General features: G+C 72.7%; 12 protein-coding genes. 2 read left to right on the top strand and 10 right to left on the bottom strand.

Going from position 1 to position 13,437, the window contains the following annotated elements; all coding sequences use genetic code 11:
- Window positions 1-10: 10 nt before the first annotated feature.
- Window positions 11-598, bottom strand: coding sequence for a TetR family transcriptional regulator (locus tag ACFVHO_RS22305; protein ID WP_385717203.1), 588 nt, complete (start codon window positions 596-598; stop codon window positions 11-13).
- A 274-nt stretch (window positions 599-872) separates the two neighbouring features.
- On the opposite strand from ACFVHO_RS22305, the gene ACFVHO_RS22300 reads away from it, so the two are divergent.
- Window positions 873-2,084, top strand: coding sequence for an MFS transporter (locus ACFVHO_RS22300; RefSeq protein WP_385717279.1), 1,212 nt, complete (start codon window positions 873-875; stop codon window positions 2,082-2,084).
- 208 nt (window positions 2,085-2,292) lie between these two features.
- Here ACFVHO_RS22300 and ACFVHO_RS22295 read toward each other — a convergent pair whose 3' ends face one another.
- The 9 genes from ACFVHO_RS22295 to ACFVHO_RS22255 form a co-directional block, all read right to left on the bottom strand.
- Entirely contained in the window at window positions 2,293-3,942 is a 1,650-nt protein-coding gene (locus ACFVHO_RS22295; RefSeq protein WP_385717201.1) for a long-chain fatty acid--CoA ligase, read from the bottom strand.
- A 276-nt stretch (window positions 3,943-4,218) separates the two neighbouring features.
- Complete coding sequence (locus ACFVHO_RS22290; protein WP_385717199.1) at window positions 4,219-4,782, bottom strand: SigE family RNA polymerase sigma factor; 564 nt, start codon at window positions 4,780-4,782, stop codon at window positions 4,219-4,221.
- Window positions 4,783-5,113: 331 nt separating this feature from the next.
- Entirely contained in the window at window positions 5,114-6,004 is an 891-nt protein-coding gene (locus tag ACFVHO_RS22285) for a DUF1906 domain-containing protein (RefSeq protein ID WP_385717196.1), read from the bottom strand.
- Window positions 6,005-6,056: 52 nt separating this feature from the next.
- The gene (locus ACFVHO_RS22280; RefSeq protein WP_385717194.1) at window positions 6,057-7,223 is read right to left on the bottom strand and encodes a lipid-transfer protein; all 1,167 of its coding nucleotides are present in this window, start codon (window positions 7,221-7,223) and stop codon (window positions 6,057-6,059) included.
- Entirely contained in the window at window positions 7,220-7,693 is a 474-nt protein-coding gene (locus tag ACFVHO_RS22275) for a MaoC family dehydratase (protein ID WP_385717191.1), read from the bottom strand. Before ACFVHO_RS22275 ends, ACFVHO_RS22280 begins: the two co-directional genes overlap by 4 nt.
- The gene (locus ACFVHO_RS22270; protein ID WP_385717188.1) at window positions 7,690-8,838 is read right to left on the bottom strand and encodes an acyl-CoA dehydrogenase family protein; all 1,149 of its coding nucleotides are present in this window, start codon (window positions 8,836-8,838) and stop codon (window positions 7,690-7,692) included. Before ACFVHO_RS22270 ends, ACFVHO_RS22275 begins: the two co-directional genes overlap by 4 nt.
- 1 nt (window position 8,839) lies before the next feature.
- The gene (locus ACFVHO_RS22265; RefSeq protein ID WP_385717185.1) at window positions 8,840-10,027 is read right to left on the bottom strand and encodes a bifunctional MaoC family dehydratase N-terminal/OB-fold nucleic acid binding domain-containing protein; all 1,188 of its coding nucleotides are present in this window, start codon (window positions 10,025-10,027) and stop codon (window positions 8,840-8,842) included.
- Complete coding sequence (locus ACFVHO_RS22260) at window positions 10,024-11,211, bottom strand: acyl-CoA dehydrogenase family protein (protein WP_385717183.1); 1,188 nt, start codon at window positions 11,209-11,211, stop codon at window positions 10,024-10,026. Before ACFVHO_RS22260 ends, ACFVHO_RS22265 begins: the two co-directional genes overlap by 4 nt.
- A 269-nt stretch (window positions 11,212-11,480) precedes the next feature.
- Window positions 11,481-11,792, bottom strand: coding sequence for a hypothetical protein (locus tag ACFVHO_RS22255; RefSeq protein WP_385717180.1), 312 nt, complete (start codon window positions 11,790-11,792; stop codon window positions 11,481-11,483).
- Between the two features lie 372 nt (window positions 11,793-12,164).
- Between ACFVHO_RS22255 and ACFVHO_RS22250 the strand changes: the two genes are divergently transcribed.
- The gene (locus tag ACFVHO_RS22250) at window positions 12,165-13,262 is read left to right on the top strand and encodes a bifunctional DNA primase/polymerase (RefSeq protein ID WP_385717178.1); all 1,098 of its coding nucleotides are present in this window, start codon (window positions 12,165-12,167) and stop codon (window positions 13,260-13,262) included.
- Window positions 13,263-13,437: the final 175 nt, after the last annotated feature.

Here is a 13,437-nt window from a genome sequence, read left to right as displayed (position 1 = left end):
CGGACGGGCCCTAGTCGCCGGGGGCCGTGAGGCGGCGTGCGGCGGCGCGGACCGAGGCGCGCAGACGCGCGCGGTCCGCGTCCTCGCCGCCCACCAGGATCCGCCGCATCTGCGGCACGGCGGAGGCCCACCCGGCCAGCGCGACCAGCATGAACAACATGTCGGGCGCCGGGATCGCGGTCGTGACGACACCGCGCGCCTGGGCCTCCTCGAAGGCGGCGACCTTGCGGTCGTAGTGCGCCTGGCGTTCGAACTCGTGCGGCAACTCCTCCGTGCTGCCGTACTCGATGCCCTCCCAGAAGAGCAGGCGCAGCACCTCGGGATGGGTGGCGTGGTACTCGATCAACCGGTCCATCCAGCCGTCGATGTCGTCGGCGTCGATGGGGACGCTGACGGCCAGGTCGACCATCTTCTTCTCGAGGACCTGCGCGAACAGCTCCGCCTTGTTGCCGTAATAGGCGTAGATGAGCTGCTTGTTGGCCTTCGCCTCGCTCGCGATGCGGTCGATGCGGGCGCCCGCGATGCCGAACCGGGCGAACTCCGCGACTGCCGCGTCGAAGATCCGGGCCTTGGTGGCCTCGGGGTCTCTCACTCCCATGGGACCAGCGTAAGCGAATCCCGCTTCTAACCAACCGTTTGGTTGCTTGACAGTCGCCGGAACGCGGGCGCAGACTTTAACAACCAACTGGTTGGTTGCAAGCTGCGGCACGGGAGTGCCATCGGCGGTACGAATTGGAGCCCTGCCACCCATGACCTCACGCATGCCATCCCCGTCCGGGACGGGACCGCTGCCGGAATCCCGGGCTGGATCGCTGACTGGATCGCTGTCGGAATCCCGGACGGGATCGTTGCCGGGAACCCGGACTGGATCACTGCCGGAGTCGCTGCCGGGCACCTCGGCGGCGGACCAGGCGCGCCCCGGCGGGCTCCCGCCGCGCCTCTTCCTCGTCCTCATAGCCGTCTGCACGGCGGTCACGGCGGCGAACATCTACGTCGCCGCCCCGCTGCTCCCTCTCATGGCCCGGGACTTCGGCTCCACGCCGTCGGGCGTCGCATGGATCGCCTCGGTGGCCCAGTTCGGGTACGCGGCCGGGCTGCTGTTCTTCGCCCCGCTCGGCGACCGCGTGAACCGCCGGCGGCTGGTCGCGTCGCTGTCCCTGGCCACCGCCGCCGCCCTGGCCCTGGGCGCGACGGCCTCCGGCGCGACCGCGCTCGCCGCCGCCGTCCTTGTCGCCTCCGCCGCGACGGTCGTCCCGCAGCTGCTCGTGCCGCTCGTCGCCGCGCGGGCACCGGCGCACCGGCGGGCCAGCCATGTCGCGGCCCTCATAGCCGGGCTCTTCACCGGCGTGGTCGCCGCCCGGGTGCTCGGCGCGCTCGCGGGGCAGGCCTTCGGCTGGCGTGCCGTCTTCCTCGGCGCGGCCGTGCTCACCGCGGTGCTCGGCCTGGCCTCCGCGGCCGCCCTGCCCAAGGAGGGCCACCGCCGCACGGGCCCGCTGTTCGCGGGCCTCGCCCAACTCCCCGGTGTCGTCCGGATGTCACCGGAGCTGCGCCGGGCCTGCATACGTCAGGGCGGGATGTACGGCGCGTGGAGCGCGCTGTGGACCTCTCTCGCCCTGCTGCTCACCGGCGACGGGGACGGCGGGTTCGGCATGACGACCGGCGCGGCCGGCCTGTTCGGGCTCTTCGGCCTGGCGGCGAGCCTCGTGGCGCCTGTCGCGGGTGGCCTCGTGGACCGGTTCGGCGTGGCCAGGGTGGTGGCGTCGGCGTACGCGCTCGCGGCGGTGTCGGTGCCGCTGTTCTGGCTGGGCGGCGAGCGGCTGTGGGCCCTGTGCGCGGCGGCGGTCGCCGTCCACGCGGCGCTCGTCGCGAGCCACATCGCCAACCAGACGCTGGCCCTCACCACCACCTCCGCCCCGGCGGTCGCCAACACCGCCTATGTGGTGGCGGGTTTCGCGGGCGGCGCCATGGCCTCGGCCCTCGCGGGCACGGCGTTCACACACTGGGGCTGGGACGGGGTGTGCGCGGTGGCGGCGGGCTGCCTGGCCGTGGGGTGGGGGGTGACGTCGCTGCGGACACGGCGATGAACGGCGTGGGGATGGTGCGGTGGTGAGCGGCGTGGGGACGGTGCGGCGGTGAACGGCGCCGGGGCGGTGCGGCGGTGAACGGTGCCGGGGCGGTGCGGCGGTGAACGGTGCCGGGACGGTGCGAACCGTGGGGGAGCCGCCGGAGCGGAGGAGTGCTGCCCCGCGAGCCACGCCCGCGGGGCCACCGGTGCCGCACCGAGGCCGGGCCTCAGAGCTGCGTCACATCCAGCTCGCCCGCCGCGTACTGCCTGCGCAGCACCTTCTTGTCGAACTTGCCGACGCTGGTCTTGGGGACGGCCGGGACGATCGCCCAGCGTTCCGGGAGCTGCCACTTGGCGACGCGGGTGGCGAGGAAGTCGCGCAGGGCGGCGTAGTCGGCGGTGGCGTCCTCCTTGAGGACGACGGTGGCGAGCGGGCGCTCGCCCCACTTGGTGTCGGGGACGGCGACGACCGCGGCCTCGGCGACGTCCGGGTGGGACATCAGCGCGTTCTCCAGGTCGACGGAGGAGATCCACTCGCCGCCGGACTTGATGACGTCCTTCGCGCGGTCGGTGAGGGTCAGGAAGCCGTCGGCGCTGATGACACCGACGTCGCCGGTCTTCAGCCAGCCGTCGGAGCTGAACTTGTCCTCGGGCTTGAGGGCCTCGCCGCCCACCCCGCCGTAGTAGGAACCGGCGATCCAGGGGCCGCGCACCTCCAGCTCGCCCGCGGACTCGCCGTCCCAGGGCAGGTGGGTGCCGTCGGGGCCGACCAGGCGGCCCTCGACTCCGGCGGGGAAGCGGCCCTGGGTGAGGCGGTAGGCGAACTCCTCGTCGGTGCCGATGGCATGCGCGGGCGGGCGGGCGACCGTGCCGAGCGGTGAGGTCTCGGTCATGCCCCAGGCGTGGCAGACGCGGACGCCGATGCGGTCGAAGGCCTCCATCAGGGAGGGCGGACAGGCCGCGCCGCCGATGGTGACCTGCTTCATACAGCTGACGTCGCGGGGCTTGGCGGTGAGTTCGGCGAGCAGGCCCTGCCAGATGGTGGGCACGGCGGCGGCGTGCGTGGGCCGCTCGGACTCGATCATCTCCGCGAGCGGCGCGGGCTGCAGGAAGCGGTCGGGCATCAGCATGCTGATGCCGGTCATGAAGGTGGCGTGCGGCAGGCCCCAGGCGTTGACGTGGAACTGCGGTACGACGACGAGGCTGAGGTCGGCGTCGGTGAGTCCCATGGACTGGGACATGTTGACCTGCATGGAGTGCAGGTAGATGGAGCGGTGGGAGTAGACGACGCCCTTGGGGTCGCCGGTGGTGCCGGAGGTGTAGCACATGGCGGCGGCACGGCGTTCGTCGAGCTCGGGCCAGTCGTAGGAGGTGGGCTTGCCCGCGATGAGTTCCTCGTAGTCGTGGACGCGGACGCGGGCGCCGTCGAGGAGGGAGAGGTCGCCGGGGCCGGAGACGACCAGGTGCTCGACGGTCGGCAGCCGGTCGAGGAGCGGCGCGATCAGGCCGAGCAGCGAGCCGTTGACGATGATCACGCGGTCGGCGGCGTGGCCGACGATCCACGTCAGTTGGTCGGCGGGCAGCCGCAGATTGAGGGTGTGCAGGACGGCGCCCATGCAGGGGACGGCGAAGTACGCCTCGACGTGCTCGGCGTTGTTCCACATGAACGTCCCTGTCGCATCTCCCTCGCGAACTCCGAGGTCGTCATGCAGGGCGTGGGCGAGCTGGGCGGCTCTGGCACCGATGTCCCGGAAGGTCCGGCGCTGCGGAGCACCGTCACCGGTCCACGTGACGACCTGCGAACCCCCGTGCACGGTCGTCCCGTGGTTGAGGATGCGGGTCACAGTCAGCGGTACGTCCTGCATGGTGCTCAGCACGGCGTCCTCCTGGTGGGCGGCACAGGCGACCGGGTGGTCCCGGCGCTCTACCTGCTAGTAGCCCCAGATTCTTGCCGCATACCGCACGGTATGTCACTACCGCGGGAGCACATGTAGGGAAATTGACCGCGACGGAGCGAGTGAAGTGGCATGACCCCCGTCGACCCCGGGCCGGGGGGCGCGGAGCGGTGCCCGGCGGAGCACACACTCGGCGGAGCCGGACGCGCGGAGGAGCTGGGCGCTCGGCGGAGCCGGACGCGCGGCGGAAGCCGTCGCTCAGCGGACCGGCGTCAGCTCCGGGTCCTCACGGAGCTTGCCGAGCGCACGCGACACCGCGCTCTTCACCGTACCGATGGAGACCCCGAGCACCTCGGCCGTCTGGGCCTCGCTCAGGTCCTCGTAGTACCGCAGGACGACCATCGCCCGCTGCCGCGCGGGCAGCTTCATGATCGCGCGCCACATCGCGTCGTGCAGCGCCTGCTGCTCGGCCGGGTCACCGGCCGGCACGGCATCCGGTTCGGGCAGCTCGTCGCAGGCGAACTCGTCGACCTTGCGCTTGCGCCACTGCGACGTGCGGGTGTTCAGGAGCGCCCGGCGCACATAGCCGTCGAGCGCCCGGTGGTCCTCGATCCGGTCCCAGGCCACATACGTCTTGGTCAGCGCCGTCTGCAGCAGGTCCTCGGCATCGCTCGGGTTCGCCGTCAGCGACCGGGCGGTGCGCAGCAGCACAAGCTGGCGGGCCCGGACGTAGGAGGCGAACGACGGGTAGGCGGAAGGACTCGTGGTCCGCGTCGCGGCCTTCGATGCGCTGGTGCACACGGACACCATGGATGCGGTCATGGCTCCACGCTAGAAGCGACCCCTACATCAGCGGATCGGCCGCAGGTCCCGAAGGCTTGTCCGCCTCAGGTTGTACGAGGGGAGCCAACCCCACCTCCTGAAGGTGGAGGAGGTGGGGCCGACCCCTGCGGGTTCAACCCTGAGGTGTACGAAAGCGCCTGGCGGCGGGGGTCGGGGTCCGGGGGCGTACGCGCCCGGCGGTCGGCGGGCGCGCGGGAACCGGCACGGCGGGCGCGGGGCGGGCGCGGCCGGGCGGGCACGGGTCGGGCCCTGTGGTCCGGGTGGGCCCGTGGTCCTGGCGGAGCCCCCGGGCCCGTCCGACGTGACAGGTCTAGCCCAGTGTGGCCACCGGGGCGTCCACGAGGTTGCGGTCGATGGTGATCGTCCGGCCCCCGTGCCGCTCGGTGACGTTGCCCGCGTACTGGTGGATGCGCCGGTTGGGCTGCCAGGCGTCCTGCCCGAGCGCGGGCTCGCCGTACAGATCGGGCTGGATGTTCCAGCGCGCGAACCAGATCACCTCCGGCAGGTCGTCGACACCCTGCCGCCGGGCCTCGTCCATGTGCCGTACGCCGGAGTTCGCGCTGCTGTAGAAGCCCGGTACGTAGCCCTGGCTGCGCACTTCGCGGTTCCAGGCGCGGACGAACGCGAGGGTGTCGCGGGCGCAGGCGCGATCGTTCTGGCGGTACGACTCCATGTCCAGGTACAGCGGGCTCTCCGGCGCGATGCCGAGGTCCTGGGCCCTGCTGACCGCGTCCCCTCCCTCCCGGGCGCCCTGCCGCGCGGGGCTGCGCCCGATGCGGACGTGCTGCTTGTTCTCTGCCACGACGCACGGCGACTGCGACCCCACATACAGCGGCAGCACCCCCCAGCCCATCTCGTCGACCGAGCGCAGCCAGCTCCGGCTCAGGTGCCGCTGGTTCGGGCAGGCCCGGCCGCGGCCGCCGAAGTACACCCCGACCGCTCCGTAGTCCGACTCCAGCCAGCGGCGCATGGTGTCGGCGGACGGCGCCTGGCAGGTGTCGAAGGCGCGGCCGTAGAAGGCGGCGCCGGCCCGGCCCGCGGAGGTGGCGCGCGCGAGGCCCGGGTCGGGGCCCGGCGGCGGTCCGCCGGGTGGCGTGATCGTGGTCGTCGTTGTCGCGGCTGAGCCCGCCTCCGTGTCCATGGCCAGTGTCGCCAGGGCCAGGCCCAGCACGATTCCCAGAAGCTTCTTTCGATGGCGCATGCAGCGAGTGAACGGTCCTGGGCCGCCGCCGAGCGCGGGACACGCGCCGCGTTCAGCCGTCCGCCACCAGAATCAACCCCGATGTGGGGACACCGGTGCCCGCCGTGACGAGGGCGCGCGCGGCGCCGGGTATCTGGTTCACCGCCGTGCCGCGGATCTGGCGGACGGCCTCGGCCACGCCGTTCATCCCGTGCAGATACGCCTCGCCGAGCTGACCTCCGTGGGTGTTCAGCGGAAGCCGCTCCTTCGCCACGAACTCCGCCGCCTCCCCCGGCTCGCAGAACCCGAACTCCTCCAGCTGCATCAGCACGAACGGCGTGAAGTGGTCGTACAGGATCCCCACGTCCATGTCCCCCGGCGCCAGCCCCGACGTGCGCCACAACTGGCGTGCCACCACGCCCATTTCGGGCAGTCCTGTGAGGTCGTCGCGGTAGAAGCTCGTCATCTGCTCCTGGGCGCGGCCCGCGCCCTGGGCCGCGGCGGCGATCACGGCGGGCGGATGAGGCAGGTCCCGGGCCCGCTCCACGCTCGTGACGACGACGGCCTGGCCGCCATCCGTCTCCTGGCAGCAGTCCAGGAGCCGCAGCGGCTCGACGATCCACCGCGAGGCGGCGTGGTCCGCCAGCGTGATGGGTCTGCCGTGGAAGTACGCCGCGGGGTTCGTCGCCGCGTACTTCCGGTCGACGACCGCCACCTGGCCGAAGGCCTCCGGAGTCAGGTCGTACGCGTGCAGATAGCGCTGGGCCGCCATCGCCACCCACGACGCGGGCGTGAGCAGCCCGAACGGCAGCGACCAGCCGAGCGCCGCGCCCTCCGCCGACGGCTCCCGATGCCGCACCCCGGAGCCGAAGCGGCGGCCCGACCGCTCGTTGAACGCCCGGTAGCACACGACCACTTCGGCCACCCCGCTCGCCACCGCGAGGGCCGCCTGCTGCACGGTCGCGCAGGCCGCGCCGCCGCCGTAGTGCACGCGGGAGAAGAAGGACAGCTCACCCATCCCGGCCGCCTGCGCCACCGTGATCTCCGGGCTGGTGTCCATCGTGAACGTCACCAGGCCGTCCACGTCGGCCGGGCGCAGGCCCGCGTCGTCGAGCGCCGACCGCACCGCCTCGACGGCCAGCTTCAGCTCGCTGCGTCCCGAGTCCTTGGAGAACTCCGTCGCCCCGATCCCGACGACCGCCGCCTTCCCGCCGAGGCTGTCCTTCTTCCGTACGCTCATGCGCCGCCCCCGACCCCTGCGCCCGCCGCCCGCGACGGCCCGGCGGGCACCGTCACCGTGACGGTGCCGGTCACGTGCTTGCCGATGCTGTTGGCGCCGACGACCCTGACGGTGACCGTCGCCGCCCCTCCCTCGGGCACACCCGGCTCGGCCTGCTCGACCAGCTCGACCGTCCCTGTCAACGTCATCGTGTCTCCGGGGTAGTTGGGCGCCCCCAGCCTGATCGCCACCTTCCGCAGGGTGGCTTCGGGGCCGAAGCAGTCCGTCATGTACCGCCCCACCAGGCCGTTGGTCGTGAGGATGTTCATGAAGATGTCGGGGGAGCCCTTCTGCCTGGACAGCTCCACGTCGTGGTGCACGTCCTGGTAGTCCCGCGAGGCGATGGCTCCGGCGACGATCAGGGTGCGGGTGACCGGGATCTCCAGGGGAGGCAGCACGTCCCCCGCGCGCGGTGCGGATGCGGTACTCATACGGACTCCTCCGTCTCCTCCGTCGTCTCCTCCGTCGCGATCAAGTCGCCCAACTCGGACAGGACTTCGCCGCCGCAGCCCAGATACGCGTCCAGCTGGCGGCCCCACAGGAAGTGCCGGTGCACCGGGAACTCGACGTCGGCACCCACGCCGCCGTGCAGATGCTGGCCCGCGTGCACGACGCGACGGCCCGCCTCCGACGCCCACCACGCGGCGGTCAGCGCGTGCGTTCCGTACGCCAGTGCCTCGTCCCGGCGCCACGCCGCCTCGTACGCCGTGACGCGGATCGCCTCCGTTTCCATGTACGCCTCCGCCGCCCGGAGTTGGACCGCCTGCTTCGACGCGAGCGGGCGGCCGAACTGCTCCCGCTCGTTGGTGTACGCCACGGCCCGGGCCAGCGAACCCGCGCAGACCCCGGCCTGCAGCCCGGCGAAGGCCGTACGGGCGGTGGCGAGCACGTCGTCGTACGCGACCGCCGCCGCGCCCCCGCCCGGGCCGGAGCCCGCACCAGCGACCGCCCCGAAGTCCGCGCCGCCGACCTCTCCCGAGCCCGCACCCACGCCCGCCCCGTCCCCCAGCCGTTCCCCCCGCACCCCGTCGAGCACCAGCCGCCCCGCCCGCCACGGCGCCGTCAGCTCGACCGGCTCGCACCTCGCGGCGGCCGTCCGCACCAGCCACAGGCTCCGGTCCGCCGCGGCCACCAGCACGAACGTCGCGTCCCGCAGCCACGGCACCCACGGCACCGCCCCGGTCAGCCTGTCGTCCTCGACCCGCACCCGACCGGCCCCGCCCCGCGCGGGGAACGCCCCCGTCGCCACCTCCGTCCCGTCCCGCAGCCCCGGCAGCAGCCTCGCCCGCTGGTCCGCCGAACCGTGCGCCGTCACCGCGAGCAGTCCGTACACACAGCTCACCGCGAACGGCACCTGCGCCGTCGTCCGGCCCTGCTCCTCGAGCAGCAGCACCAGGCCGAGCAGTCCGACCTCCTCCACCGCGCCCGGCAGGCCCGCCGCGCACAGCGTCTTCCACAGCTCGGCGTCCGACGCGGTGCCCGCCGCGGCCAGCCGGTCCGGTGTGGACAGGTCCCCGAAGATCCGCGCGGCCAGTTCCCGGGCGGCCGCCTGTTCCGGTGTGGGCGTGAAGTCCATGTCAGCGCACGCCCTCTCGCACGCGCACGCCTTCCCGGGCGGGCACGCCTTCCCGGGCGGGCACGCCTTCCCGCACCCGGTCGGCCGCCCCGCCCGTGGCCGCGTCCGGACCGCCGTCCGGCGCGAGCGGCCGGAACAGCGGCAGTTCCAGCTCCTCGTCGACCCGGCAGAACTCCAGCCGCACCGGCATCCCGATCCGCACCCGGTCGTGCTCCACCCCCACCACCTGGCTGATGATCCGCACCCCCTCCGCCAGTTCGACGAGCACGACCGCGTACGGCCCGGCTTCGCCGGCGGGCTGATCCGGCGCGGTGAAGGCCGGGAACGGCGGGTGGTGCATCACCACGTACGAGAAGACCGTGCCCTCGCCGCTCGCCTCGACCGTGTCCCACTCGGGCGAACCGCAGGCGTTGCAGCCCGGCAGCCAGGGGAAGCGGAGGCGGGCGCAGGAGCCGCAGCGCTGGATCAGCAGCCGGTGCCGGGCCACGCCCTCCCAGAAGCCCGCGTTGTCCCTGTTGATCACGGGCCGAGGCCGTCTGCTCCGGGCCTGGGCGGCCGGTCCCGTACCCTCGGCCGATCCGGCCGCACCCCTCGCTCCCGCCGATCCCGACGCCCCCTCCGGCCCCGCCGATCCCACCCCCTTGGCCCGCCGCCGCGCAGGCACGTACTTCAGGATCCGGAAGCGATGCGTCCCCGCTGGTTCCCCGCCTGCCCGGACGTCCATCCGCGTCGTCACGAAGTACCCCGTACCGAGCTTGGTCGTCTTGCGCTCCGAGACCGACTCGATCACCGCGTCGAAGGTGATCTCGTCCCCGGGGCGCAGCGGACGCAGATACTCCTGCTCGCAGTCGGTCGCCACCACCGAGGCGTACCCGGCGTCGTCGAGCAGGGCGAACAGCTCGTCGTACGCCTCCGAGCGGCCGCTGTGCCCGGAGAGGCCGCCCATCGTCCACACCTGGAGCATGGTCGGCGGAGCCACTGCCTCCGGCCCGGAGTACGCGGCGTGGGTGTCCCCCATCGCCTCGCACCAGTGCCTGATCATCGGCTCGTTCACCGGGTCCTTGCCGCGCCCCGCGACCGCGGCGGCCTGCCCCTCGTACGCCTTCAACTTCTCGTACAGCCCATCCGGCTCGCGCCCGCCCGATCCGCCCGGTACGCCCAGCCCGCCCGCATCGTCCCCGCGCGTCATCGCCGCCCCCTCCGCATCCCGAGCCGCATCGTCGCCACGATCTCCCGCTGCACCTCGCTCACCCCGCCCCCGAAGGTGTTGATCTGCGCCGCCCTGTTCATCCGCTCCAGCTCCCCGTCCCCGGCCGTCCCCAGTGCCAGGGAGCCCGGCGAACCGGCCCGCACGAGCCCCGCGTCCCCCGCGATCTCCTGACATATTCGGTACACCTCGACCGCCGATTCGGTTCCCACGAACTTCACGCCGCTCGCGTCCCCCGGGGCCGGACCACCCGCCTCCACATCCCCCACCAAACGCCAGTTGAGCAGGCGCGTTGCCGCGAGCCGCGCATGCGACTCGGCCACTTTCAAACGGACCCACGGAGCGTCAATCCGACGCTCGCCACTCACCGGATCGGGTGAGCACGCGGCCGTGAGCGCCGCCGCGTGGAAGTCCTCGGCCTGCATGCCGATCGCCGCGAGCGCGATCCGCTCGTGGTTGAGCTGGTTGGTGATGAGGCTCCAGCCGTCGTGCTCCGCGCCGACGAGGTTCCCGGCGGGCACGCGCACGCCGTCGTAGTACGTCGCCGTCGTCCTCTGACCGCCGACGGTCTCGATCGGGGTCCAGGAGAAACCGGGCGCGTCGGTCGGCACGAGGAGGATCGAGATGCCCCGGTGCTTGGGCGCCTCGGGATCGGTGCGGCAGGCGAGCCAGATCCAGTCGGCGTGCTGGGCGTTGGAGGTGAAGCTCTTCTGGCCGTGGATCAGCCAGTCGCCGCTCGGGCCCGCGGTTCGGACGGCCCGTGTCCGCAGTGCGGCCAGGTCCGTGCCCGCGGACGGCTCGCTGTAACCGATCGAGAAGACGGTTTCCCCGCGCAGGATGCCGGGCAGGAAGGCGGCCTTCTGCTCCTCGGTCCCGTACTTCATGAGGGTCGGCCCGACGGTGTTCAGCGTGACCATCGACACGGGTGCGCCCGCGCGGTACGCCTCGTCGAAGAACACGAACTGCTCGTCGGCCCCGCGCCCCTGGCCCCCGTACTCGACGGGCCAGCCGATGCCGAGGTACCCGTCCGCGCCGATGCGGCGCAGGAGCCGCCGCTGCCCGGCCTTGTCGTCGCTCGCGGGCGGACCGGCGGGCATCAGCTCGCGGAAGTACGCGCGCAGTTCGGCGCGCAGGCGCTGCTGGCGTTCGGTGGGGGCGAGGTGCACGGCGGGCGGCCTTTCCTTCTCGTACGGCCTCGTACGGCCTCGTACTCGTCGACCACGTACGAGTTCGTACGACCACGTACGGGTCGTGCACGGCCTCGTACCGGGAATGGTTTCTGACTGTCCGTCAGAAACCGAACCGGCGTCAAGGCCCCCGCGACTCCGGGAACGCCGAACACGGCTGCGCGGCGGTGCCCGTGGCACCGCCGCGCAACTGTCACATCACCCCTTGGAGCAGGCCCCCGAGGATCACTCCCCAACGAGGCCCGAGGTCACCACAGTTCGCTGAAGTTGACGGCGACGTTCGCGTTGCTCTGGTCGATGTCCGTGAACGCGGAACCGTTCACCTGAGCGGTGTTGCTCTGGTTCGAGGCGCCGTTGCCAACCGCCTGCTGCTGCGTCGTGGACGAGTTGCCGTTGTTGTCGTCACCGACGCCGCTACCGGTGACCGTGGCCACACCGGCGTTGGATCCGTCGTCCGCGAACGAGCCGTTGTCGGCCATCGCAACACCGGAGAAGAGCGCGGCGGCGAGGGGCAGGGCCGCGACAGCAGCGAGGGCGCGGGCGGTACGGATGCTTGCCATGTTATTCCTCCAGAACGGGAGATTCGCACCGGCGGGAAGCCGGACGCGTCTCAAGTAGCGCTTGCTCCAAGGCAGTTGGCCGACCGCCTCGGTATTCGATCTGCACGACGTCGCGAGACCAGAGTTGCCCACCGAATCCCCGGCGAACCACCCCGGAAGGACCGATTCCCCCGCAAGCGTGAGGACAAGTCGATAAACATGCTTTGCGCCCTCGAAGTCGCAGCTCAGCGCCGTTCCGGCGACCGAGGCCAGGCGCCGCACGGGCTGAAGCGTTCCGGCAGAGGAGCGAAGTGGGGGGCGCCGTCCGCGTACGGCGCGCCACCCCCTGCCACCCCCCTTCCCTTCATCGAACGTTTGTACGAAACTGAAGTCATGGCCCCCATCGACCGCCATGCCACAGACCGCGCCGCCGACCACACCACCCGCCACGCGGCGGAGCCCCACCGGGCCGAGCCCCGGGCGGCGGAACACCCGACCGCGGACCGCCGCACCGCCACCCTCGCGCTGGCCCACGCCCTGACCGCCGCCGAGCGCGGCCTCGCCGTCATCCCGCTGTCGCGGACGAAGCTCCCGGCGCTGCGCTCCCCGCACCACGACGACGCACGGCACCACGCCGCTCCGGGGCGCCACGCTTCTCCAGAGCACCACGCTGCTCCGGGGCACGACGACGCGCGGCACCACGCCTCCCCAGGGCACCGTGACGCTCCAAGGCACGGTGACGCCCCGCAGCAGTCACCCCCTTGTCGCGGCGAGTGCGGCCGCATGGGACACGGCGTGTACGACGCGTCGACCGACCCGCACCGCATCCGTGAACTGTTCGACGCCGCGCCCTGGGCCTCCGGCTACGGGATTGCCTGCGGGCTGCCGCCGTACCACCTGATCGGCATCGACCTGGACACCAAGTCCGGCGTCGACGCCCCCGCCGAACTGCGCGAGTTGGCGCTGCGGCACCTGTTCACGATCCCGGAGACCGTCGTCGTCTCGACGCCGAGCGGGGGCCGCCACATCTGGCTGGCCGGGCCGCCCGACACCGTCGTACCCAACTCGGCGGGCCGCCTGGCCCCCGGCATCGACATCCGCGGCGCGGGCGGCTATCTCGTCGGCCCCGGTTCCCGTACCGAACACGGCGTCTACAGCGCGGTCCCCGGCACGGCCCACCTCCCGCCGGCCGCCTGCCCGCCCGCGCTCCTGCGGCTGCTCGTCCCGGCATCGCGACGCCGCCCGCGGCCCGCACACGCGGGCGCCCCCGCGGACCCCCAACAGGGCCAGGGCCTGGTCCAGTTCGTCCTCGCCGCGCACGAGGGACAACGCAACACGCGTCTGTTCTGGGCGGCATGCCGCGCGTACGAGAACGGCTTCGGCGAGGCCCTCACCGCGCCCCTCACCGACGCCGCGGTCCGCGTGGGTCTCACCGCGCGCGAGGCGGCGTCGACGATCGCGTCGGCAGCGCGCCTGACGGGCCACGGGTAGGCCGACCGCCGCGGAGCGGTGCCGTCAGCGCATCAGCACTTCTTCTTGGTCTTCACCCGGGCATGGCAGGCAAGTTGAGCATCGAGGAAAGGGCGGTCCGAAAGAGGCGGGGTGACCGGAAAGCTCCGGTCACCCCCCCACGCCAAGGCACGCGGCCCGATTAATCGGGGGGTGT

It is taken from the genome of Streptomyces sp. NPDC127108, from assembly GCF_042677545.1.
In the GTDB taxonomy this organism is placed as follows: Bacteria; Actinomycetota; Actinomycetes; order Streptomycetales; family Streptomycetaceae; genus Streptomyces.
This window is presented reverse-complemented; position numbering and strand designations above follow the sequence as displayed.